Origin of the sequence: Xanthomonas sp. AM6 (assembly GCF_025665335.1) — a bacterium.
In the GTDB taxonomy this organism is placed as follows: domain Bacteria; phylum Pseudomonadota; class Gammaproteobacteria; order Xanthomonadales; family Xanthomonadaceae; genus Xanthomonas_A.
In genome coordinates this window covers 920,424-943,633 of the sequence record NZ_CP106869.1, presented here as the reverse complement: position 1 = coordinate 943,633, position 23,210 = coordinate 920,424, and the positions used below count along the sequence as shown (strand labels likewise).

The following is a 23,210-nucleotide window of genomic DNA, read 5'->3' as shown; positions in this document are numbered from 1 at the left end:
GCCGGCACGGGCCCAGTCTGCGGCGCCGCGCGCAACCATTACAGATTCAGATACGCTGTAAATGGACCGATACAGTGAGGCGCCCGCATGCTCTTGTACGAATCGCTCGCCACGCAGCTGCGCCAGCAGATCGAGCGCGGCACGCTGCGCGCCGGCGAGCGCCTGCCGTCGATCCGGCAACTGGCCGCCAGCCACGGCATCAGCACCGCCACCGCGGTGCAGGCCTGCCTGCAGCTGGAACGCGAAGGGCGGGTGCAGGCACGGCCGCGTTCGGGCTACTTCGTGCGGGCCGTGGCGGCGCCGCTGCCGGCGGCCACGGCGCCGGCCCGGCGGCGCGCGCCGGGCATGGTCGACAACCCGGCGCTGCAGGGCGTGCTCGACATGCTCGCGCGCTCGGACCTGGTGCCGCTGCACACGGCCACGCCGGCGCCGGCGCTGCTGCCCGGCGCGCACCTGGCGGCCGCGCTGTCGCGGCAGCTGCGCCGCCATCGCGGCGTCGCCCTCGACTACGCGCCGCCGCAGGGCCACGCCGCGCTGCGCCGGCAGATCGCGCAGCGCTACGCGCACTGCGCGACCACGGTGGCGGCGGAGGAAGTGGTGGTGACCGCCGGCGCGATGGAGGCGATCAGCCTGGCGCTGCGCACGCTGACCGCGCCCGGCGACGTGGTGCTGGTGGAAACCCCGACCTACCACGGCATCCTGCAGGCGGTGGCGGCGCTGCGGCTGAAGGTGCTGGAAGTGCCTACCCGCGCCGGCCACGGCATCGACGCCGCGCGCCTGGACGCGCTGCTGCAGCGCACGCCCGCGCGCGCGGCGGTGCTGGTGCCCAACTTCAACAATCCGCTCGGCAGCCTCACCCCCGATAGCGCCAAGCGCGCCGTGCTCGACAGCTGCGCGCGCCACGGCACCGTGGTGATCGAGGACGACATCTACGGCGAACTGGATTGGTCCGGGCAGCGGCCGCGCCCGCTGCGCCACTTCGACACCCACCGCAACGTGATCACCTGCGGCTCGTTCTCCAAGGTGCTGGCGCCCGGGCTGCGGGTGGGCTGGCTGCTCGGCGGCGAATGGACCGACGCATTGGTCCGCGCCAAGTACTTCTCCACCATCGGCGGCGCCAGCCTGCCGCAGCTGGCGCTGGCCGACTACCTGGCCCAACATGACCTGGAACGGCACCTGCGCAAGCTGCGCCGCACCCTCGCCGACAACGGCCAGCGCCTGCGCGAGGCGGTCGTGCGGCATTGGCCGGCGGGCACCCGCGTCGGCGATCCCGCCGGCGGGCTGTCGCTATGGCTGCAACTGGCCGATGCCGGCAGCGGCCAGGCGCTGTTCGAAGCGGCGCTGGCCGAAGGCATCGGCACCTCGCCCGGGCACCTGTATTCCAGCCGCGGCGACTACGCCGACCACCTGCGCCTGACCTGCGGCCAACCCTGGAGCGAGACCCTGGAACGGGCGATGCGGCGCCTGGGCGCGCTGGCCGCGCGGTTGCCGCGCTGAACCGCCAGGCCCGGCGATCGGAACTGCCCGTGCAGAACCGGCGATCCGGCCATGCCCCGTGCAGAGCCGGAGACCTGGCCAAGCCCTAGTGCACGGACGGCAGCGTGCCGAGGTACGCGCCGGAGCGCCCAAGCCAGTGACGGCCGTCCTCGTCGAACGGACGCCATCGCGTCCGTCGCCGCCGCGGATCAGCGGCAAGCCAGGAAAGCCAGGGTGTTTTCCCTCATCTGGCTACGGCAGCCATTCTGCGAACCGGCCCCGAGCGATCGATGGCAACCGAAGAAACTTCCGACAACCCGCGGATCCGCGAAGAACACCCACGCGCTGTTGAGCTGCACGGCACCGGTTGCTCCAGATCAAGGCCTTCCGGAAGTGCCCTGAGGCCATTCCCGCGCCTGTCGACCGCGACCAGCAAATGCCCTGCCGGCAACGCGACCGTCCGACGCTCGCCTACGCCGCCGCCGCGCCGATCGCCAGCGCCGCGCAGGCGCCGATCAGGGTGCAGGCAAGCATGGCGAGCGCGCTGAGCGGGCTGCGCCAGCGTTGCCGCGAGAACGACGAGGCGGGTTTGCGGCAGGCGAGCATGGCGCGACTCCAGTCCGGGAAGACACGATGGCGAAGGCCGAGGAATCTAGCGGCCCGCCGTCTCAGCCGACGCGACCGCAATCGCACATCCGCGCATTGGACGATGCGCCGCGCATTTGTTTACGAACCAGGCCAGTGCGCAGCGCAACCGACATGCAACCGTCACGGCATTGGCACCGTGGCGCCATCGAAAGCGGGGACATGGCGCCCTGCGGCAATGAAGGCGCTGCCCCTGCCAACCCCGCCTGCGCTGTCATGCCGGCGACCGCAGCAAGCGGCGCCAAGGCCACCCCTCTTGCCTGCTACAGGCGATGCAATCTTGTGGGAGCGACTTCAGTCGCGACGGGCTTTATCGGGAGTCCCGTCGCGACTGAAGGCGCTCCCCACCACCTGCGTCAGTTGTATTGGCCATACGTACCGGCGGAGAAATGCGCCGCATTCCTGTCCATGCCTGTCCGCAAGCATGGAGGCGTCACCGGCGCACTGGGCCGCGCACTCGCGAGCGACCCTGCATGCCAGGCTGGTGCCGCCGCGGCACGCGGCAAGAAAGCTGCAGCACGATGCAATGCGCGTCCCCGGCCAGCGCTTGAGATACAGGCGACCGCAGCGACCAGCATCTGCCGCCCCATTGCCGGCGCCCCCGCATCACCGCACCGACGCCATGCCCCCACATGCCATGCAAGCGGCAGCCGCGCCTGCCGCGGGTGGGCCCCGGCGCGGCGCGGCCGCGAGCGGCAGATCCGCAACGACGGCGCGCTGCTCAAGTCCGCGCCATGCTGGTCGACGCACCCACCGCGCGTCGCCGACACGACCGTCCGCGCGGAGAGGCCGCCCGGACGCCGCGGCAACGCGCACTCAGCCCTGCAGCGCGCGCGCGTGGTGGGCGATGTGCTCGCCGATGAAGCTGGCGATGAAGTAGTAGCTGTGGTCGTAGCCAGGCTGCACGCGCAGGGTCAGCGGATAGCCGGCGGCCTCGGCCGCGGCCTGCAGCAGCTGCGGCTGCAGCTGCTTGTCGAGGAACTCGTCGCCGCCGCCCTGGTCGATCAGCAGCGGCAGGCGTTCGGACGCGGTGCCGATCAGCGCGGTGGCGTCGTAGGCCTTCCAGCTGGCGCGATCCTCGCCCAGGTAGGCGGCGAACGCCTTCTCGCCCCACGGCACCTGCGACGGCGCCACGATCGGCGAGAACGCCGACACGCTGCGATAGCGGCCCGGATTCTTCAGCGCGATCACCAGCGCGCCGTGGCCGCCCATCGAGTGGCCGCTGATCGCGCGTGCGCCATTGGTGCGCACGTTGGCCTCGATCAGCGCAGGCAGTTCCTGCACCACGTAGTCGTACATGCGGTAGTGCCTGGCCCACGGCTCGCGGGTGGCGTTGACGTAGAACCCGGCGCCCTTGCCCAGGTCGTAGCCCTCGGCGTCGGCGACGTCGTCGCCGCGCGGGCTGGTGTCCGGCGCGACCAGGATCACGCCGTGTTCGGCGGCGTAGCGCTGCGCGCCGGCCTTGGTGATGAAATTCTGTTCGGTGCAGGTCAGCCCGCTGAGCCAGTACAGCACCGGCAGCGCGGCATGCTCGGCCTGCGGCGGCAGATACACGGCCACGTTCATCGTGCAGCCGAGCACGGCCGATTGGTGGCGATAGACGTCCTGCCAGCCGCCGCAGCAGGCATGGTGTTCGATGCGTTCCATTGGAGGAATCCCGGATTGGGGGACGCGGCCGGACAGACGCCGGCCGCATCCGAAGACGCTGCCGCGGCGCGCCGCCAGGCGGCACGCTGCGGAACAGCGGAGGCTACTGCAACACGCCGCTCTTGCGCGCGACGTGGGTGGAGATGGCATCCATCAACGCCGGCGACAGGCAGTCGTAGGGCTCCAGCTTCAACTCGCGCAGCCGGCTGCGCACGCCGTCCATCGCTTCCGGGCGGGTGCCGCTCTCGATGATCGAGGACACGAACGCGGCGAAGCCAGGCGCCGACCAGCCCTGCTGCGGCGACAGCTCGGTATGGACGAAGTCCAGCCCGTAGAACGGATGCTCGGTGTTCTCGATGCGGCCGTACAGGTGCACGCCGCAGCCGGTGCAGGCATGGCGCCGGATCGTGGCGCTTTCGTCGACGACCTTGAGCTTCTCCTCATGCGCGGTGACCTTGACCTTGTCGCGGCCCACCACCGCGATCACCGCGAACGTCGCGCCTTTCGGCTTCCAGCACTTGGTGCAGCCGCAGGCGTGGTTGTGCGCGGTCTGCGCCCCCACCTCCACGGTCACCTTGTCGCTGGCGCAGTGGCATTCCAGGGTGCCGCCCTGGAAATTCTCCGCGCCGGCGCGCACACCGCCGTCCACCGACGGATGAATCGTTACGGTACTCATCATGCCCCTCCCGGGTTCGTTGCGTACCTGCATGCGCGGAAGCGGCCGCGCGCCGGACTGACCGTCAGGTCAGAAATGGATCACGGTGCGGATCGACTTGCCTTCGTGCATCAGGTGGAAGGCTTCGTTGATCTCTTCCAGCGGCAAGGTGTGGGTGATGAACGGGTCCAGGTCGATCTCGCCATGCATCGCCTGCTCCACCATGCCCGGCAGTTGGGTGCGGCCCTTGACGCCGCCGAACGCGCTGCCGCGCCATACCCGGCCGGTGACCAGCTGGAACGGACGCGTGCTGATCTCCTGGCCGGCGCCGGCCACGCCGATGATGACGCTCTCGCCCCAGCCCTTGTGGCAGCACTCCAGCGCCGAACGCATCACGTGCACGTTGCCGATGCACTCGAAGCTGAAATCCACGCCGCCGTCGGTCAGTTCGACGATGACCTCCTGGATCGGCTTGGCGTAGTCCTTCGGATTGATGCAGTCGGTGGCGCCCATGCTGCGCGCCAGCTCGAACTTGCCCGGGTTGGTGTCGATGGCCAGGATGCGCCCGGCCTTGGCCTGCACCGCGCCCTGGATCACCGCCAGGCCGATGCCGCCCAGGCCGAACACCGCCACCGTGTCGCCCGGCTTGACCTTGGCGGTGTTGTGCACCGCGCCGATGCCGGTGGTGACGCCGCAGCCGAGCAGGCACACCTTCTCCAGCGGCGCGGCGGGGTTGACCACCGCCAGCGAGATCTCCGGCACCACCGTGTATTCGCTGAAGGTGCTGCACCCCATGTAGTGGAAGATCGGCTGGCCGTTGTAGGAGAAACGGGTGGTGCCGTCGGGCATCAGGCCCTTGCCCTGGGTGGCGCGCACGGCCTGGCACAGGTTGGTCTTGCCCGACAGGCAGAACTTGCACTTGCGGCATTCGGCCGTGTACAGCGGGATCACGTGGTCGCCGACCTTGACGCTGGTCACGCCCTCGCCGATCGCCTCGACGATGCCGCCGCCCTCATGGCCGAGCACCGCGGGAAAGATGCCTTCCGGATCGTCGCCGGACAGCGTGAACGCATCGGTGTGGCAGACGCCGGTGTGGGTGATGCGGACCAACACCTCGCCCTGGCGCGGCGGTTCGACGTCGATCTCCACGATCTGCAGCGGCTGGCCGGCTTCGAAAGCGACGGCGGCACGGGATTTCATGAGGTTTCTCCTGGAAGAACGGGTTGGGTCGTGGGGTTCGGGTCACTTGAGATAGGAGCGGACCAGCATGCCCATCTCGCGCACGCGCGCGGCGCGCTGCGTCTCCGAGGCGGCGGCGTGGCCGAATTCTTCGCGGATGTGCGCCTGCATCACTTCCGACATCAGGCCATTGACCGCGCCGCGGATCGCGGCGATCTGCTGCAGCACCGCGGCGCAGTCGGCACCGCCCTCCAGCGCGCGCTCCAGCGCCTCGGTCTGTCCGCGCACGCGGCGGATGCGGGCCAGGACACGTTTCTTCTCATGGGGAGTGTGCGGCATGCAACGGCGGCCCGGAACTATACTGGGGGACAGTATATTCCACCGCCCGCAAAAGAAAACGCCCACGCCATCCAGGATCCGGATGGCGCGGGCGGGCGGCAGCGGGCCGCGGAACTCAGCGCTGGGCGGGTGGCGCGGCCGGGACTGGCGCCGCGCCGTCCTGCGGCGGCGCACGCCACGGCGGCGGGGCGACGCCCTTGCCGCGCAGGCAGGCGTCGAGCCTGGCGACGTCCGGCCGCGGCGCCGGAGCCGGCTTGGCGCCTGGCGACGGCGCAGCCGACGCGTCGGCTGGTGCGTCAGGGCCGGCATCGGCGAACGGCGCACCAGGGGGATGGCCTGGCGGCAGCGGCAACCCGAGTTCGCGCGCGCAGGAGCGCATCGCCGCCTCGACCGCCGGATCGCGCGGCGGCGGCCGGTCGTGGCCCTCGCCGGGCTCCGGGCCATGGTGCGGTGCGCCACCCGGCGGCGGCGGCGGCGCGCCGGGGCCGCCGGCGCACACGGTGACGCAGCCGCTCAACGCGGTACCCAATACGATGGCCAATACCCCGTTGGCGACTCGATGCGATGTCATGCGCGGCATGCCTGCTCCTGATGGCGGGTGAGGAAACGGACGACGGACGCGACGTGCCGGCACTGTCGCAACCGCTCCCCGCGGTGCGCCCGGCGATGCATCCATGGAGGCATGGTTTCATGCCGATCTCGCATGCGATTGTCATCGGCCGACACGCCGCGGCGATGCGCCTTCGCCAGCGATGCTCTCGCGGTGACGGACGAAAGGCCACGCAGTCCCGATGGCGGCGCACCCAATGTGTCATCGCATGTCGGCGACCGACACAAACCGGCCATGAGGCCACTGCCGTCACTGCCTATCATGGCGGTGCGATACGCGCCCGCCTTGCACCCCGCAGCGACGGCCCGCCCCGCACCAGTTCCAGGCGGCAGCGGCCGCGTCTAGACTGGCTGAACTCCGAGCGGCCGCCCTTCAAGATCATGGATATGCAATCCTTCATTCTGGTGGTCGACGACGACCCCGATCTGCGCCGGCTCATCAGCGAATTCCTGCAGGAGCATGGCTATCAGGTGGAGGCCGCGGAGAACGTCGCCGACATGCGCCGGCTGATGGCGGTACGCCAGCCCGACCTGGTGATCCTGGACGTGATGATGCCCGGCGAGGACGGCCTCAGCGCCGCCCGGCAGCTGGCCAGCGAGCGCGGCGCGCCGGCGGTGATCATGCTCAGCGCGCTGGGCAGCGACACCGACCGCATCATCGGCCTGGAAGTGGGCGCCGACGACTACCTGGCCAAGCCCTGCAATCCGCGCGAGCTGCTGGCGCGGGTACGCGCGCTGCTGCGCCGCAGCCAGGCGGCGACGCTGCCGCCGGAAGCGCGCGGCAACGTCTACGAGTTCGCCGGCTGGCGCCTGGACGTGATCCGCCGCGACCTGCGCGACCCCACCGGCATCTTCATCAATCTCTCCGACGGCGAGTTCGCCCTGCTGCGCACCTTCGTCGAGCATCCGCAGCGCGTGCTCAGCCGCGACCAGCTGCTCGACTACGCGCGCGGCCGCGACACCGAGGTCTACGATCGCGCGATCGACAGCCAGATCAGCCGCCTGCGGCGCAAGATCAACGAGCGCGTGCAGACCGAGCTGATCCGCACCGTGCGCAACGAGGGCTACATGCTGCTGCCGAGCGTCGCCCGGCTGTGAACGCGCCCAAGCGGGGCCGCCGCGGCGTCTCGATCTTCGCCCGCACCTTCCTGCTGCTGGTGGCCGCGCTGCTGACCGCGCAGTTGATCGGCATCGCCCTGCTGGTGTTGCGCACGCCGGTCTACGAGATGCCAGTGCATCCGCCGGAAGTGATCGCGCTGCTGACCACCAAGATGCCCGCCGGCACGCAGACGCTGAAGGTGCACGACACGGCGCACGCGCCGCTGCCGGCGCCGGGACAGATCCGCGACCGTTTCGCGGAATTCATGATGAGCAACTGGCTGGACGTGGCGCCGGAGCAGGTGCGTTTCTATCGCAGCAGCGACGAAAAGATGCACAACCCGGAGTTTCCCGAAGGCCGGCCGCGCCTGCAGCCGCGCGCCGGGCCGCCCGGCGACGCACGTTTATTGCGCGAGGAACCCCCGCCGTTCGCCGACCAGGGCGCGCCGCCGCGAGCCCCGTTCGACGACCCCGTCGCGCAGCAGCCCCCGCGCGATCCGGCGCCTGCCGCCAGCGACGCGGTCGCCGCGGCGATGCGCGCGACCGGCGCGCGCTGGCGCGAACGCGGCCTCGCCCCCGCCTCGCCACTGCTGGGCGGCTTCACCGCCGCGCTGCGCCAACCCGACGGCCGCTGGCGCAGCGTGGTGTCGCCGCCGCGGCGTTTCTCCACCGCATTCAAGACCCAGGTCGCGCTGCTGTTCGTCGCCGGCCTGCTGGCGATGCTGCCGCTGGCGTGGTGGTTCTCGCGCGCGCTGGCCGCGCCGATCAAGCGCTTCGCCGAAGCCGCCGACCGCCTTGGCCGCAATCCCGACGCGCAGCCGCTACAGCGCAGCGGCCCCAGCGAGATCGTGCAGGCCGCCGACTCGTTCAACGCGATGCAGGCGCGCCTGAACCGGCTGGTCAACGAACGCACGCACATGGTCGCGGCGATCGCCCACGACCTGCGCACGCCGCTCGCGCGCCTGGCGTTCCGCCTGGAAGGCCTGCAACCGCCGCTGCGCGACAAGACCATCGCCGACATCGACGAGATGAAGGCGATGATCGCCGCGGCGCTGGATTTCATCCACAACGACAGCCGCCGCGGCGCCCGCGCGCCGCTGGACTTCCGCCTGCTGGTGGAAAGCGTGGTCGACGACGCCAGCGACACCGGCGCCGACGCGACCTTCGTCGCCGGCCAGGCGATCACCCTCGACGGCGACCCGCTGTCGCTGCGGCGGATGGTGATGAACCTGCTCGAGAACGCCCTGAAGTACGGCAAGCGCGCGCGCCTGCAGCTGCACCGCGACGGCGCCGACTGCGTGCTGTGGATCGACGACGACGGCCCCGGCATCGATCCGGCCCAGCACGAACAACTGTTCCTGCCGTTCTTCCGCGGCGAGAACTCGCGCAACCGCGACACCGGCGGCATCGGCCTGGGCCTGTCCGTGGCGCACAGCATCGCGCTCGCCCACGGCGGCGAGATCACCCTGAGCAACCGCCCCGAAGGCGGGTTGCGGGTGTGCGTGGAACTGCCGTGCCAGGCGGCTGCGGGCTAAGCATGGCGCCTGCCATCCGAGATGCGGCAGCCGCCTGCAGAGCTGGGCCTGTGATCGGTGAAGGCGGTCGACGAAACCCCGGGAAACTAGGTGCCATCCGGGTAGTAGCGGAAATGACCGACGACCGGATAAGCGAAAAGGACGTCGTCTTCGGCAGTGCCGGCACCGATGTTGTGGAGTATCAGGAGGCGGTCGCTTCCTGACGCATGGCGATCCGAGACGATCCCGATGTGGGGCAAGCCGCCAGCCAGCCGCCACGTCACCAAGTCGCCGGGCCGGTAGTCCACGGCACGGTCGCTGATCGGCAGCGATGCGCCCTTGCGGGCCAGGAACCTCTCGATGTTGGGCACCCGCCGATGATCGATGTTCCTGTCGGTCGACTGGCTCCCCCAGAGCTGCGGATACGCCGAGAAATGCTGGCGCATGTCCTCGTGGATCAGCTGCTGGAAATCGATCCCGAGGTGCCTGTAGGCGCGAATGACGACGTCGGTGCAAACGCCACGATCGTTGGCGACATCTCCACCCGGATAGGCGATGGCGTAGTACTTGGGGTCGTAGACCTCTCCCAGGGAAATCCTGGCTCGGCTGGCCTCGATGATGGTACGGACATGAGCGGGCAAGGTTGGCCGAGCGGGTGGGCCGGCAGCCGAATCACGGGAGGCAGGCGCGCGCGCGGCGGCAGTCGGCTCCTCTTGCTGCGGTTGGCATGCAGTAGTGGCGACTGCAATGCAGATGCCGATACCGATACCGAAAATTGCGCGAAAGTTGGGCATGATCCCTGACGCCGAATGAAGCCGGCCCGCGAAGCGGGTTCGTGAATGAAGCGCGGCCACGCCAGCGCGTAAAAAAGCCCTCCTCCACTCCCGCGACGTGCGCGCCGCCAAATCCGCGCGGCCTTGCGTACTTGGAGGCCCATGTCTTGGCCGGCCAGCGGCAGAGGGTGCTTTGAGATCCCGCTGACGTCAGCACCCAGCAAAAGCAACAGACATGCAGGCAAGGCGTTGCTGCGCATCATGGCCAGCCGCGTCGAACACAGCCGGCACACGCTACTCAGTAGGCAAACTCGCGAAACACCGGATCCACATCGCCCTGCCAGACCCCGTGATACAGCGCCAGCTTGCGCTCGGCCGCGGTCTCGCCGGCGTGCAGGATCTCCACCAGCGGTTCCAGGAAGCGCGATTCGTCCTGGCCGTCGCCGTTCAGGCGCGCGCGGCGGCGCAGGCCGTCCAGGGCGATCTTCACCGACTCGGCGGCCAGGTCCTGCACGGTGCCGTTGCGGAACGGCAGCTTCAGCGCCTGCCTGGGCACGCCGTCGCGCAGCGCGTGGCGTTCGACCAGGCTGAAATCCTTGACCAGGTCCCAGGCCGCGTCCAGGGCGGCATCGTCGTACAGCAGGCCGACCCAGTACGCCGACAGCGCGCACAGCCGGCCCCACGGGCCGGCGTCGGCGCCGCGCATCTCCAGGTATTTCTTCAGCCGCACTTCGGGGAACGCGGTGGTCATGTGGTCGGACCAGTCGCGCAGCGTCGGCAGCGCGCCCGGCAGCGCCGGCAGCTTGCCCTGCATGAAGTCGCGGAAGCTCTGCCCGCTGGCGTCGACGTAGGTGCCGTCGCGGTAGGAGAAGTACATCGGCACGTCGAGCAGGTAGTCGACGTAGCGCTCGTAGCCGAAGCCGTCCTCGAACACGAAGTCGAGCATGCCGGTGCGGTCGGCGTCGGTGTCGGTCCAGATGTGCGAGCGGTAGCTGAGGTAGCCGTTGGGCTTGCCCTCGGTGAACGGGGAGTCGGCGAACAGCGCGGTGGCGATCGGCTGCAGCGCCAGCGACACGCGGAACTTCTTGATCATGTCCGCTTCGCTGGCGTAGTCCAGGTTGACCTGGACCGTGCAGGTACGGGTCATCATGTCCAGGCCGAGCGAACCGACCTTGGGCATGTAGTTCTTCATGATCTGGTAGCGGCCCTTGGGCATCCACGGCATCTCGTCGCGGCGCCACTTCGGCTGGAAGCCCATGCCGAGGAAACCCAGGCCCAGTTCGTCGGCGACCTGCTTGACCTCGTTGAGGTGGCTGCCCACTTCCACGCACGTGTCGTGGATGGTCTCCAGCGGCGCGCCGGACAGTTCCAGCTGGCCGGCCGGCTCCAGCGTCACCGAGGCGCCGTCGCGCAGCAGCGCGATGGTACGCCCGCCTTCGAGCACCGGCGCCCAGCCGAAGCGGGTCAAGCCGTTGAGCAGGGCCTCGATGCCGCGCTCGCCGTCGAAGGCCGGCGGGCGCAGGTCGTCCAGGCGGAAGCCGAACTTCTCGTGTTCGGTGCCGATGCGCCATTGCGCTTCGGGCTTTTCTCCGGAGGCCAGCACCTCGACCAGCTCGGTGCGGTCGGTGATCGGGGTCTCGGCAACGTGGCTGGGGCTCGACAAGGGCAGGCTCGCACGGAAGGTGAGGCGATGTGGGGACGGCCCGCCGCCATCGCAAGGGCCGCACTATAGCGTGACCGGCGCCAGGCCCACATCGCTACCGGCAGTGCTGCAGCATTCCACGATCCGCCCGGCCGGCGCCGGCGAGAGTGAGACGCAGCACGGCCGGCGGCGTCGCGCTCGGCTAGGCTACAGGCCTGTTCCCCGCCCTGCAGGCCGCCGATGCGCCCCGCCCATTCCGAACTGCACCGCGCCGATCGCGCCGGCTGGCTGCGCGCCGCGGTGCTCGGCGCCAACGACGGCATCCTGTCGGTGGCCGGGCTGGTGGTCGGCGTGGCCAGCAGCGGCGCGCCGGCGCCGGCGGTGCTGGCGACCGGCATCGCCGGCCTGGTCGCCGGCGCGATGTCGATGGCCGCCGGCGAATACGTCTCGGTGCAGTCGCAGGTGGACACCGAACGCGCCGACCTGGCGATCGAGCGCCGCGAACTGCGCGAGGATCCGCACAGCGAGCTGGAAGAACTGGCCGGCATCTACCGCCAGCGCGGGCTGGACGCGGCGCTGGCGCGCCAGGTCGCCGAGCAGCTGACCGCGCACGACGCGCTGGGCGCGCATGCGCGCGACGAACTCGGCATCACCGAGACCCTGCGCGCGCGGCCGCTGCAGGCCGCGCTGGCGTCGGCGGCCGCGTTCTGCTGCGGCGCGGCGCTGCCGATCCTGGCCGCGCTGCTGGCGCCGGCCGGGCGCCAGGTGTGGGTGACCGTCGCGGCAACGCTGCTCGGGCTGTCGCTGACCGGCGCGCTGGCGGCGCGGGCCGGCGGCGCCTCCGGCCCGCGCGGCGCGCTGCGGGTGGTGTTCTGGGGCGCGGCGGCGATGCTCGCCAGCGGCGCGATCGGCCATACGTTCGGCGTGCATGTCTGAACAGGCGCGCCGCGCGCTACGGCAGCATCGCCGGCATGGCCGACATCGGTTCTGCCGAGGCCGTGCCGCTGGCGCTGGCGGCGCTGGGAATGGCGCTATGCCAGCGCAACACTGCCGATGTCTGCCCATCGAAACGCTGCGATGGCAGCAACAGCAGCATTCGATCCAGCCAGACGCAAAGGGCAGAATGCAAGGCCATCGCACGCCCATCCCTCGAAACAGAACAAAATGGAGTACTGAAAATTAAGACTGGCACCATGGTCGTCGACCACATTGGATTTTCCGTTTCGTCGCTGGATGAGGCGATCGGGTTCTGGACCGAGGCCATGGGCTTCGAACTTGTCCGCACAGGCCAAATGGGCGGCGATTTCCTGCGCGAGGTGACGGGCGTCGACGATCCTCGTTGCCGCATGGCGCTGGTGGTATCGCCTGCCGGGTTTCCCATCGAACTTCTGGAATACTCGACAGCCCACACCTTGGGCAAGACACCCGAAAGCGCTGGCGCGATCGGCGCGGCCCATCTTGCCGTCACAGTAGCGGATATCGACGTGGCTGTCGCCAGGATCCAGGCGCAGGGATGGCACTTGAAAGGATCGCCACGGCCTATCGAGGCCGGGCCACGCGCGGGAACCGTCGTTGCTTACGTAAGCGGGCCCGATGGGATCACCATCGAAATCATGCAACCTTCCAGATAAGTCTCATCCGGCGTGGTGTGAAGCGCTCCGGCTCTTTCGATCGCCGATCGTCAAATGTGTGATTCACTTTGCGGCGAGATACGTCGGCTGCCCGCGGCGCGGACGGCCAACCCGCGAGGAAGCAGCCTGTGGCGCGCCGAGACCGGCAGTTTGCAGGGCCGGCACCAGCACAGTCGTGGTGGTCCTGCCGGCTGCGACTTAGCGGCCCGGCGCTTTACTCTGAGCGCGCGCGCAGTGCGCTGCGGTAGCATCGCTTGTCATGGCCGACACCACTTCCCCCGACGCCCTGCTGCTGGCGCGCCTAGCCAGCCTGGCCACCTGCGCGCAGGCCAAGGGCTACGCCTGCATCAGCGCGCGCCGCGAACACGGCGCGCGCTCGGTGGAGATGCCGCGGCCGCAGCTGGCGATCCTGCTGCAAGGCCGCAAGCAGGTGCGCACGGCGACGCAGACGCTGGAATTCGCACCGGGCGATCTGTTCCTGATCACCCGGCGCTGCCGCATCGACGTTGTCAATGCTCCCGACCCGCACAGCGGCCTCTATCTGAGCGTGGTGATCCCGTTGTGCGAAGAAGCGCTGACGGCCGCACGCACGCTATGGAACGAACCGCTGCCCGCAGCCGGCGAAGAACTGGCACGGCTGCGTACGATCGAGTTCGGCAGCGCGCTGCTGCAGTGGCGGCAGGCGCTGCAGGACGGCCACTACACCGAAGCCAGACTGGCGCTGGCGGCCTTGGTGGTCGCGTTCTGCCGGCGCGGCCACGGCGGCCTGCTGCTGCCGCCCGCGCCCAGCGTCGCCGCGCAGGTGCGCGAGCTGATCGCGGCGCAGCCGCAGCGCGCATGGCGATCGCGCGATCTGGAAGACAGCCTGGGCCTGAGCGGCGCGACCCTGCGCCGGCACCTGGCCGGCGAAGGCACCACGCTGCGCGAGTTGCTGGTCGATGCGCGCCTGGCGCATGCGATGGAACTGCTCTACACCACGCGCTGGCCGCTGAAGACGGTGGCCGCGCGCGCCGGCTACCGCTCCACGCGCAGCTTCAGCCAGCGCTTCCAGCAGCGCTACGGCCTGGATCCGGCGAGCATCGGCAACTAGGCCGCTGCGCTGCGCTGCGCCGCCGCGAGCGCCGCGCGCAGCCGAATGAGCGAATCGCGCAGCGCCGCCCGCGCAGCATGCCGGTACCGCGGCGCACGCCGCTTCTGCCGGAACCTCCCATGCCCGTTTCCCTCTCGCGCCCGCTCGCCCTGCTGGCGCTGGCCGCCGCGCTGACCGCCGCGCTGCCGCCCGCCGCGCACGCCGCCGCGCCGGCCGCGCCCACCCAGCAGGTCCCCGGCGTCTACCGCCAGGCGATCGGCACGCTGCGCGTCACCGCGCTGTTCGACGGCACGGTGCCGCTGCCGCGCGCGCAGTTGTCCAACCTGGACGCCGGCGCGATCGCGGGCCTGCTCGACCACCGCTACGTGCCGGAAACCCCGAAAGGCCTGCAGACCGCGGTCAACGCCTACCTGATCCAGGACGGTGCGCGCCTGACCCTGGTCGATACCGGCACCGCCACCTGCTTCGGCCCGGGCCTGGGCCAGGTGCTGGCCAACCTGCGCGCGGCCGGCTATGCGCCGGCGCAGGTCGACGACGTGCTGCTGACCCACGCCCACCCCGACCACATGTGCGGCCTGCTCGATGCGCAGGGCCAGGCGGCCTATCCCAATGCCACGGTGTGGCTGAGCGCGGCCGATGCCGCGTACTGGCTGGATCCGGCCAGCGAGGCGGGCGCGCCGCAGATGCTGAAGTTCGCGTTCCCGCTGGCGCGCGCGGCGGCGGCGCCGTACCAGGCCAAGGACCGGCTGCGCCGTTTCCGGCCCGGCGATGCGCTGCCCGGCGGCGCGGTGGCGCTGGATACGCACGGGCATACGCCCGGCCACGTGTCCTACCGCTTCGATGGCGGCGGCGGCCAGCAGCTGCTGGTGTGGGGCGACCTGGTGCACTACCACGCGGTGCAGTTCGCGCAGCCGCAGGCGTCCTACGAGGCCGACAGCGACCGCGATGCGGCGATCGCCGCGCGCAAGCGGACGATGGCGCAGGCCACCGACGGCGGCTGGTGGGTCGCCGGCGCGCACCTGCCGTTCCCGGGCCTGGGCCATGTGCGCCGCGACGGCGACGCGTTCGCCTGGGTGCCGGCCGAGTTCGCACCGTTGCCGGCCACGCCTTGAGTGCCGCGTTCTGCCGGTGGGAGAAGGAAGAACCGCAATGGCGCGGCTTGGCCCCTCTCCCGTCGGGAGAGGGGTCGGGGTGAGGGTCCGGCGCGAAGCGCCTCGCGAAGGCGGCGTCCGTAGCCTAGTACGCCCCTGCGGGCGCCAGCATCGCGCATCCGATGCAGCCCGAAGCAGGCAGGACGGCCGCGTCCGCCGCCTGCGATCGCCTGCAGGCGGCATCGGCGCCGCGGATGCCGGAAATCCGTCCCCGCCGCGCTCACTCCGCGGCGGTCGGCTCCGCGTCCAGGCCCAGCCAGCCGCCGACGATGCCGCGCGCCTCGTCCACGCCCTGGCGGGTCTCGCCGGAGAAGGTCTGCACGCTGACCGTGTCGCCGAAGGCGCTGGCCAGTTCCTTGCGCACCTGCTGCAAGGCCTGCGCCTGCTGGCCGCGGCCGAGCTTGTCGGCCTTGGTCAGCAGCGCATGCGCCGGCAGCCCGCGCTGCACCGCGTAGCCGAGCATCTGCCGGTCGTAGTCCTTCAGCGGGTGGCGGATGTCCATCACCACCACCAGCCCGCGCAGGGCCTCGCGGGTACGGAAATACGTGTCGATGAACGACTGCCAGTGCGCCTGCAGTTCCAGCGGCACCTTCGCGTAGCCGTAGCCGGGCAGGTCCACCAGATAGCGCTCGGGCTGCACCTGGAAGAACACCAGCTGCTGGGTGCGGCCGGGGGTCTTGGACACCCGCGCCAGCGCGTTCTGGCGGGTCAGCGCGTTCAGCGCGCTGGACTTGCCGGCGTTGGAGCGGCCGGCGAAGGCGACTTCCCAGCCCCCATCCTCCGGCAGCTGCCGGTGGTTGTGGGCGGAAAGCAGGTACTGGGCACGTTCGATGAGGAGCGACATGGCGCTAGGATCGCACGTTCGGCGCCGATCCCGGCCGTTGGCGCGGGATTGGCGGGTCCGCCGCGGCCGTCCTGCGGCGTTCGTTGACCGGCACGGCGCCGCGAAGGGATAATCGCGCGACATGCGGTTGCCGGCCCGGCTCCCGCTGGGGTCATACGGAGCTTCAGCTGATGCGCCACGCTCGCGTTCTTGCCTTTGCCGGTCTAGCGGTTTCCGTCGCCGCCGCGGTCGCGTTCGCGCAGACCTCGGTGGTTCCCATTCCCGACAACGCACCGGTGCGCACCGCGCCGCTGGAAACCGACGTCGGCAAGGTCGCCTGGGGCGACGCCAAGGCCGGCCAGGCCAAGGCCGCGGCCTGCGCCGCCTGCCACGGCGCCGACGGCAACCCCTCGGTCGCGATGTATCCGCGCATCGCCGGCCAGAGCGAACGCTACAGCGCGCGGCAGATGGCCCTGATCGCCAATGGCGAGCGCACCTCCGGCCCGGTCGCGGTGATGGTGCCGTTCGTGCAGCCGCTGAGCGCGCAGGACATGCGCGACATCGGCGCCTATTTCGCCACGCAGAAGGCCGCCGCCGGCATCGCCGACGACGCGGTGATCGCCGACGGCCCGTACGCCGGCATGAAGTTCTACGAGGTCGGCCAGCAGCTGTACCGCGGCGGCGACGCCTCGCGCGGGATCCCGGCGTGCATGGCCTGCCACGGCCCCACCGGCGCCGGCAATCCCGGCCCCGCGTACCCGCACCTGGGCGGCCAGCACGCCGACTACGTGGCGCGGCGCCTGCAGGAATACCAGGCCGGCGCCACCCAGGAACGCGACCCGGCCCTGTTCAAGATCATGGCGCAGGTGGCCAAGCCGCTGACCGAGCAGGAGATCAAGGCGCTGGGCAGCTACCTGCAGGGTCTGCACGATCGCGCCGACGACGCGGCCGCGGCGCAGGCCGCGCCGCAACCGGCGGCGCCGGCGCAACAATCCTGACCGTGCGCCGCCGCGGCGGCGCCGGACCGCTTCCCTCTCGCGCCGGTCGTCACGACCGGCGTTCGTTTTTTGCCATGGAGATCGCATGAACCGTCTGCCCCGCCTGCTGCTGTGCCTGCTCACCCTGATGCCGCTGGGCGCCTGCGCGCAGCCCAAGGCCGCCAATGTGGTCGAAGGCGAGGACTACGCGCTGATCGCCAAGCCGCAGCCGTTCGCGCCGCTGGCCGGCAAGATCGAGGTGGTGGAGGTATTCGGCTACACCTGCCCGCACTGCGCGCACTTCGAGCCGATCCTGGAAGAGTGGACCCGAAAGCAGGGCAAGGACGTGCGGGTGACGCTGGTGCCGGGCGCGTTCGGCGGTTTCTGGGACAGCTTCGCCAGCGCGTTCTACGCTGCGCAGAAGCTGGGCGTGCAGACCCGCAGCCATCGCGCGCTGTTCGAGGCGATCCACGACAAGCACAGCGTGCCGGTGCAGAACGTGGCGCCGGAGGAACTGGCTGCGTTCTACGCCGCCTACGGGGTCAAGCCGCAGGACTTCGTCGCCGCCTACAACAGCCCGCAGGTGGCCGCGCAGGTCAAGGCCGCGCGCGACTTCGCCGCGCGCACCGAGATCCCCGGCACCCCGGCGCTGGTGGTCAACGGCAAGTACCTGATCAAGGGCAAGAACTTCCAGGACATGCTGCGCATCGCCGATGCGCTGGTCGCGCGCGAGCGCGCGGCCAAGTAATTCCGGCAGCACGGCGCTTCATCCGCGCCATGGCATCATGACGGGGTTGCCTGCCGCGCGTTCCGGCGCGGCCGGCCTTGTCCCCCATCCTGCTGGAGATGCCGCCGATGAAGACCCGCTTCGCCCTGACCCTGATGGCCCTGCTGCCGATCCTGGTCGCATGCAAGCCCCAGGACGGCACTGCCGACACCGCCGCCCCGGCCGCCAACGCGCCGGCCGCTGCGCCTGCCGCGCCCGCTGCAGGCGCCAGCGACGCCGCGCCGGCCGCGGCCGACACCGCCACCGCCCCGGCCGCCGATGCCGCCACGCCGCCTGCCGCCGACACCCCGGCCGCGCCGGTCGTGGCGCGCGCGCCGAGCGGCGCCGAACCGGTCGCCGGCACCGACTACGTCGACATCGCCGGTGGCCAGCCGTTCCAGCCGACCAACGGCAAGATCGAGGTGGCCGAGGTGTTCGGCTACGTGTGCCCGGCCTGCGCGCGCTTCCAGCCGCTGATCGGCCCATGGAAGGCCGGCCTGCCGTCGGACGTGCACTTCGTGTACGTGCCGGCGATGTTCGGCGGCACCTGGGACGACTACGCCCGCGCGTTCTACGCCGCCGAGGCGCTGGGCGTGCAGGAAAAGACCCACGAGGCGCTGTACAAGGCGATCCACATCGACGAGACCCTGAAGGGCGAGCGCGGCCGCGATTCGGTGCAGGACATCGCCGGCTTCTACGCCAAGTACGGCGTGGACCCCAAGCAGTTCGCCGACACCATGGGCAGTTTCGCGGTCAGCACCAAGACCAACCGCGCCAAGCAGTTCGCCACGCGCAGCGGCATCACCGGCACGCCGTCGCTGATCGTCAACGGCAAGTACCTGGTCAAGGGCAAGAACTACGACGACATGCTGCGCATCGCCGATCACCTGATCGCGCGCGAACGCGCGGCGCTGGCCAAGTAAGCCCGAGCCCCGCCCCACCGTGACCGCCCCCGCCACCCGCACGCTGCGCGTGCTCACCGCCAACATCCAGGCCGGCTCCAGCACGCGCCGCTACAGCGACTACGTGACCCGCAGTTGGTCGCATGCGCTGCCTGCGGGCAGCAAGCGCAGCAGCCTGGACGCGATCGCGCAGCTGGCCCGCGAGCACGACATCGTCGGCCTGCAGGAAAGCGATCCGGGCAGCCTGCGCTCGGGCTTCACCAACCAGACCCACTACCTGGCCGAGCGCGCCGGCTTCAACTACTGGAGCCACCAGCCGAACCGGCGCATGGGCGGCGTGGCCTCCAGCGCCAACGGCCTGCTCAGCCGGCTGGAGCCGGTCGAGGTGCAGGACCATCCCCTGCCCGGCCGGCTCGGCGGGCGCGGCGTGCTGCTGGCCAAGTTCGGCGACGGCGCCGAGGGCCTGGCGATCGCGGTGGCGCACCTGTCGCTGGGCGCCAACTCGCGCGCGTCGCAGTTGGCGTTCATCGCCGAACTGCTGTCCGACCATCCCAACGCGGTGCTGATGGGCGACTTCAACTGCGTCGCCGACCGGCCCGAGATGCAGGCCCTGTACAAGCGCACCCGGCTGCAACCGCCGGGCTGCGTGGTGCCGACCTTCCCCAGCTGGCGCCCGCAGCGCGCGATCGACCACATCCTGGTCAGCGACGGACTGCGCTGCAACGAACAACGCGCATTGCCCGCCGCGTTCTCCGACCACCTGGCGGTGGCGACCGAGATCGAAGTGCCGCAGGGGATGCTGCGCTAGCGCCGCGGTTCCTGCACTGCGCGCTTCCTCCCTGCTGCTGCGCCCGCTGTACCGCTGCCTCCCGTACCGCTGCGTCTCCTGTAGGAGCGGCTTCAGCCGCGACCGGGCTTTCCCGGTAGAGCGTCGCGGCTGAAGCCGCTCCTACAAAAAGCGCGGCGCTTGCATGACGTTGTGGGAGCGACTGCAGTCGCGGCGGGGCCCTCGGTGAAGCCCGTCGCGACTGCAGCCGCTCCCACAAGTGGCCGCTCCCGGGGCGAAGGCGACTAAAACTTTAGGTCCGCGCGCACGTACAGGTAGCGGCCGCCCGGGATGTCGTAGGTGGACGCGTCGTAGCCGTTGAGCGAGCACGACAGGCAGATCGGCGGATCCTTGTCGAAGACGTTGTTGACGCCGCCGCTGACGGTCAGGCCCTTCAGCCAGTCGATGCGGTAGCCCAGCTGCACGTCGTGGTAGGTGGTCGCGTCCAGGGTGTTGGTGCCGGCGGCCTGGTCGCTGCACACCGGGAACGCCACCGCATCGCCGCACTGTTCGGTCAGTTCGGAGATGTGCCGCACCGTCCACGAGGCGTTCCAGCGATCGAGCGACCAGTCCAGGGTCAGGTTGCTGGTCCATTCCGGGATCGCGCTGTCCACCACTTCCACGCCCGGTTCCTGCGGCTGCACCTGGCCGGCGGCGCCGGTGGCGACGTAACGGGTGACGAAGGTGTTCTGCCAGCCGATCTTGAAGCGCCCGGCCGCGGTCTCCGGCGAGGTCCAGAACAGGTCCACGTCCCAGCCGTCGGTCTTGATCGAGCCGAGGTTGGTCAGGCGGTTGTTGAAGCCGTTGATGCCGCCGGTGGAGGCGCGGGTGATGCCGGTGCAATAGGTCGGGTCCAGCGTGTCCACGCACAGGTCGAGCTGGGTCTGCGCGTTGATCGCCTGGATCGCGCCTTCGATGTCGTGGCGGTAGAAGGTCACCTCGACGTCGAAGCGGTCCGACCACGGCACGTTGCTGGCGAACCACGGGCTCCACACGAAGCCGGCGCTGAAGCTGCGCGCCTCCTCCGGTTCCAGCGCGCGGTTGCCGCCGGTGGTCACCGAGATCTGCGAGTTGGCCTGCTGGTAGCCGGCCGGCACGCCGAGCGTGGCGCAGTTGGCCGCGCTGCCGCGCGGCGGCGTGCCGCCCAGGCCGATCGAGCACGGGTCGGACAGGGTCAGGTCGGCGCGCGCGGCCGAGCCGTACAGCTCGCCGATGGTCGGGGCGCGGAAGCCTTCGGCGAAGCTGGTGCGCAACACGAAGTCCGGCGACACCTGCCAGCGCAGGCCGTACTTCGGGGTGAACTTGCCGCCGAAGGTGGAGTAGTCGGAGTAGCGCCCGGCCAGGCTCAGGTCGAGTTTGTCGCCCAGCGGCGAGTCGGCGAAGATCGGCACGCTCAGTTCGAGGTAGGCCTCCTTGACGTCGTAACTGCCCTCGGTCGGCAACGACGGCACGCCGTTGTAGTGGCCGATCACGGTCAGCGGATCGGGCTGGTACGAGCCCTCGTACTTGCGGTATTCCACGCCGGTGGCGAAGGACACCGCGCCGGCCGGCAGCGTGAACAGGTCGCTGCTGAGGTTGGCGGTGAACTGGGTCAGTTCGTTCTGGCTGCGGTCGTGCACCACCGGCTGGATCCAGCGCAGCATCTCCGGGGTGATGCTGCCGGCGCCGCCGAAGATGTCCAGCGGCACGCAGCCGGCCACCGCCGCGCATGCGGCCGGGTCGCCCAGCGCCAGGTTGATGTTGTAGATGTTGTAGCTGCCGTAGTTGGTCTGCTCGGCCTTGTTCTTGCTGTAGGCGCCGTTGACGTCCCAGAACCAGGTGCGGTCGGCGCTCTCGAAGCTGCCGATGAAGCCGGTGCCGACGTACTGGGTGTCCACGCGCTGCTCGAACACGCGCGCGCCGCCTTCCACCGGCCGGCGCCCGATCATGATCAGGTTGCTGGACGAATCCAGGTCGAAGCCGAACGGGTTGTACGGGTTGGCCGCGGAAATGACGATGTTGTCGGCCAGCGGGTTGCCGGTGCCGGCATCGGGGCCGAGGAAGATCGGCTCCGGCCCGGCCTGGTTGGTCGATTCGCGGCGGTTGCCGAGCACCTTCAGGTACCACTGCACGTCGTCGTTGAAGAAGTAGCGGAACTGGCCGAACACGCCCTTGCGTTCGGACGGGGTCAGCAACAGGTTGGAGGCGGCGAAGTTGTAGCGGTCGGGGGTGCCGAAGCAGTGGTAGTCGTCGCTGCGCGTGCAACCGGCGCTGCCGTCGTAGGCCGGGCCGCGCACGCCGCTGTTCAGGGTCAGGTCCTGCTCGGCGCCGGTGACCGGATCGACGAAGATGAAGCGGCCGTCCGGCGTGGCCGAGCTGGCGAAGCTGAGCCCGGTGCCGGGCACCGGATACAGCGACTGCTTGCGGTCGCGCGCGTAGATCGGGTCCTGCTTGGTGTAGCTGGCGCCCAGGAACAGGCTGGTGCGCTCGGTGCTGTGGCCCCAGGCCAGGTCGAAGCCCTTGCTGGCGCCGTCGCCCTTGTCGTACTGGCCGTAGTTCAGCGTGACCTGGCCGCCGTCGAACTTGCGCCGGGTGATGATGTTGACCACGCCGGCGATGGCGTCGGAGCCGTACAGCGACGAGGCGCCGTCCTCCAGCACTTCGATGCGCTCGACGATGGCCAGCGGGATGGTGTTGAGATCGGTGGACGACCCCACGCCCGAGGCCGAGGATTCGTTGACCCAGCGCATGCCGTCGACCAGCACCAGCACCCGCTTGGAGCCCAGATGGCGCAGGTCGACCTGCGCCGAGCCGGCGCCGACGCCGCTGCCGTCCGGCGGGAAGCCGAAGTTGCCGGAGGAGTTGAACTTGGCGTTCAACGCCGAGCCGGACGCGGTCAGCTCCTGCAGCACGTCGCCGATCGAGTTCAGCCCGGTGCGTTCGATGTCGGCGCGGCTGAGCGTCTGCACCGGCACCTGGCCTTCCAGCTCGGCCCTGCGGATGCGCGTGCCGGTGACCTGGACGCTGTCCAGGGTGGTGGCGGATTCGGGGGCAGCGGGCGCGGCCTGCTGGGCGACGGCCAGCACGGGCGAACCGGCGAGCAAGGACAAGGAAACCGCGAAAACCAAAGGATGGCGGTGCAGGAAATTCATCCGTCTCTCTCTCCAGGAAGGATGTGGGTCGGCCGCTGCGACCCCCTGCACCGCGACGGCGTGGCCTACCTTGTAAACAAAACGTAAACGCTAAGCAAGCGATCGGAACGGGATTCGGCCGGACCCGGACCGACTGGATGACGTCGTAGACACGGGCAGGCCGATGCGTCGGAAGAACGGTGGTGCGCCGTGGCCATGGCGCAGGTCGACGCGCTGGCGATCCGCATGCGCGGCGGCGCCCGGCGGCGAACACGGGGTTGGGCGTCGGCAGGCAGCCGGCGCAGGCCGTGCACCGGTTCCCACTGCCCTGCCCGACCGACGTCGCTGCATCGGCGC

General features: G+C 70.4%; 21 protein-coding genes. 11 read left to right on the top strand and 10 right to left on the bottom strand.

The genetic code is table 11. From position 1 onward, the window contains the following. The first annotated feature begins 87 nt into the window (after positions 1-87). Entirely contained in the window at positions 88-1,497 is a 1,410-nt protein-coding gene (locus OCJ37_RS03920) for an aminotransferase-like domain-containing protein (RefSeq protein ID WP_263112393.1), read from the top strand. Positions 1,498-1,947: 450 nt separating this feature from the next. Here the strand turns inward: OCJ37_RS03920 and OCJ37_RS03915 are convergent, their stop codons facing one another. The 6 genes from OCJ37_RS03915 to OCJ37_RS03890 form a co-directional block, all read right to left on the bottom strand. After that, a complete protein-coding gene (locus tag OCJ37_RS03915; RefSeq protein ID WP_263112392.1) occupies positions 1,948-2,082 on the bottom strand; it encodes a hypothetical protein in 135 nt (44 codons plus the stop codon). 855 nt (positions 2,083-2,937) lie between these two features. Beyond that, a complete protein-coding gene (gene fghA / locus OCJ37_RS03910) occupies positions 2,938-3,768 on the bottom strand; it encodes an S-formylglutathione hydrolase (RefSeq protein ID WP_263112391.1) in 831 nt (276 codons plus the stop codon). Between the two features lie 103 nt (positions 3,769-3,871). Then, positions 3,872-4,444 carry an S-(hydroxymethyl)glutathione synthase gene (gfa, locus tag OCJ37_RS03905; protein ID WP_263112390.1) on the bottom strand — a complete coding sequence of 191 codons (573 nt, stop codon included), beginning with the start codon at positions 4,442-4,444 and terminating at the stop codon, positions 3,872-3,874. A 69-nt stretch (positions 4,445-4,513) separates the two neighbouring features. After that, entirely contained in the window at positions 4,514-5,623 is a 1,110-nt protein-coding gene (locus OCJ37_RS03900) for an S-(hydroxymethyl)glutathione dehydrogenase/class III alcohol dehydrogenase (protein ID WP_263112389.1), read from the bottom strand. 42 nt (positions 5,624-5,665) lie between these two features. Then, positions 5,666-5,941 (bottom strand): metal/formaldehyde-sensitive transcriptional repressor, encoded by a 276-nt coding sequence (locus tag OCJ37_RS03895; protein ID WP_179567232.1) that lies wholly within the window; start codon positions 5,939-5,941, stop codon positions 5,666-5,668. Between the two features lie 115 nt (positions 5,942-6,056). Further along, positions 6,057-6,512: a hypothetical protein gene (locus OCJ37_RS03890; protein ID WP_263112388.1), complete on the bottom strand. Its 456-nt coding sequence runs from the start codon at positions 6,510-6,512 to the stop codon at positions 6,057-6,059. 419 nt (positions 6,513-6,931) lie between these two features. On the opposite strand from OCJ37_RS03890, the gene OCJ37_RS03885 reads away from it, so the two are divergent. Together OCJ37_RS03885 and OCJ37_RS03880 are read left to right on the top strand one after the other, a co-directional pair. Further along, on the top strand, positions 6,932-7,648 hold the full coding sequence (locus OCJ37_RS03885; RefSeq protein WP_263112387.1) for a response regulator: 717 nt from the start codon (positions 6,932-6,934) through the stop codon (positions 7,646-7,648). Further along, positions 7,645-9,183, top strand: coding sequence for an ATP-binding protein (locus OCJ37_RS03880; protein ID WP_263112386.1), 1,539 nt, complete (start codon positions 7,645-7,647; stop codon positions 9,181-9,183). Before OCJ37_RS03885 ends, OCJ37_RS03880 begins: the two co-directional genes overlap by 4 nt. A gap of 86 nt (positions 9,184-9,269) precedes the next feature. Here the strand turns inward: OCJ37_RS03880 and OCJ37_RS03875 are convergent, their stop codons facing one another. Both OCJ37_RS03875 and OCJ37_RS03870 read right to left on the bottom strand, forming a co-directional pair. Further along, on the bottom strand, positions 9,270-9,956 hold the full coding sequence (locus OCJ37_RS03875) for a DUF1287 domain-containing protein (RefSeq protein ID WP_263112385.1): 687 nt from the start codon (positions 9,954-9,956) through the stop codon (positions 9,270-9,272). Positions 9,957-10,233: 277 nt separating this feature from the next. Then, positions 10,234-11,598 carry a glutamate--cysteine ligase gene (locus tag OCJ37_RS03870; protein WP_263112384.1) on the bottom strand — a complete coding sequence of 455 codons (1,365 nt, stop codon included), beginning with the start codon at positions 11,596-11,598 and terminating at the stop codon, positions 10,234-10,236. Between the two features lie 219 nt (positions 11,599-11,817). Here OCJ37_RS03870 and OCJ37_RS03865 point away from each other — a divergent pair, with 219 nt between their 5' ends. From OCJ37_RS03865 to OCJ37_RS03850, 4 genes are all read left to right on the top strand, one after another. Next, a complete protein-coding gene (locus OCJ37_RS03865; protein WP_263112383.1) occupies positions 11,818-12,513 on the top strand; it encodes a VIT1/CCC1 transporter family protein in 696 nt (231 codons plus the stop codon). Positions 12,514-12,770: 257 nt separating this feature from the next. Further along, on the top strand, positions 12,771-13,208 hold the full coding sequence (locus OCJ37_RS03860) for a VOC family protein (protein ID WP_263113576.1): 438 nt from the start codon (positions 12,771-12,773) through the stop codon (positions 13,206-13,208). Between the two features lie 259 nt (positions 13,209-13,467). Next, positions 13,468-14,298, top strand: a complete 831-nt coding sequence (locus OCJ37_RS03855) for a helix-turn-helix domain-containing protein (RefSeq protein WP_263112382.1) — start codon at positions 13,468-13,470, stop codon at positions 14,296-14,298. Between the two features lie 119 nt (positions 14,299-14,417). Continuing rightward, positions 14,418-15,410 carry an MBL fold metallo-hydrolase gene (locus tag OCJ37_RS03850; RefSeq protein ID WP_263112381.1) on the top strand — a complete coding sequence of 331 codons (993 nt, stop codon included), beginning with the start codon at positions 14,418-14,420 and terminating at the stop codon, positions 15,408-15,410. Positions 15,411-15,669: 259 nt separating this feature from the next. Here the strand turns inward: OCJ37_RS03850 and yihA are convergent, their stop codons facing one another. Continuing rightward, positions 15,670-16,293 carry a ribosome biogenesis GTP-binding protein YihA/YsxC gene (gene yihA / locus OCJ37_RS03845; RefSeq protein WP_263112380.1) on the bottom strand — a complete coding sequence of 208 codons (624 nt, stop codon included), beginning with the start codon at positions 16,291-16,293 and terminating at the stop codon, positions 15,670-15,672. Positions 16,294-16,463: 170 nt separating this feature from the next. On the opposite strand from yihA, the gene OCJ37_RS03840 reads away from it, so the two are divergent. The 4 genes from OCJ37_RS03840 to OCJ37_RS03825 all read left to right on the top strand — a co-directional run bounded on the left by OCJ37_RS03840 (position 16,464) and on the right by OCJ37_RS03825 (position 19,725). Continuing rightward, a complete protein-coding gene (locus OCJ37_RS03840) occupies positions 16,464-17,270 on the top strand; it encodes a c-type cytochrome (protein WP_263112379.1) in 807 nt (268 codons plus the stop codon). 85 nt (positions 17,271-17,355) lie between these two features. Further along, positions 17,356-17,997: a thiol:disulfide interchange protein DsbA/DsbL gene (locus OCJ37_RS03835; RefSeq protein WP_263112378.1), complete on the top strand. Its 642-nt coding sequence runs from the start codon at positions 17,356-17,358 to the stop codon at positions 17,995-17,997. Between the two features lie 107 nt (positions 17,998-18,104). Beyond that, positions 18,105-18,938, top strand: coding sequence for a thiol:disulfide interchange protein DsbA/DsbL (locus tag OCJ37_RS03830; protein WP_263113575.1), 834 nt, complete (start codon positions 18,105-18,107; stop codon positions 18,936-18,938). 19 nt (positions 18,939-18,957) lie between these two features. Further along, on the top strand, positions 18,958-19,725 hold the full coding sequence (locus tag OCJ37_RS03825) for an endonuclease/exonuclease/phosphatase family protein (protein WP_185825532.1): 768 nt from the start codon (positions 18,958-18,960) through the stop codon (positions 19,723-19,725). Positions 19,726-19,988: 263 nt separating this feature from the next. Here OCJ37_RS03825 and OCJ37_RS03820 read toward each other — a convergent pair whose 3' ends face one another. Then, complete coding sequence (locus OCJ37_RS03820; RefSeq protein ID WP_263112377.1) at positions 19,989-22,874, bottom strand: TonB-dependent receptor; 2,886 nt, start codon at positions 22,872-22,874, stop codon at positions 19,989-19,991. Positions 22,875-23,210: the final 336 nt, after the last annotated feature.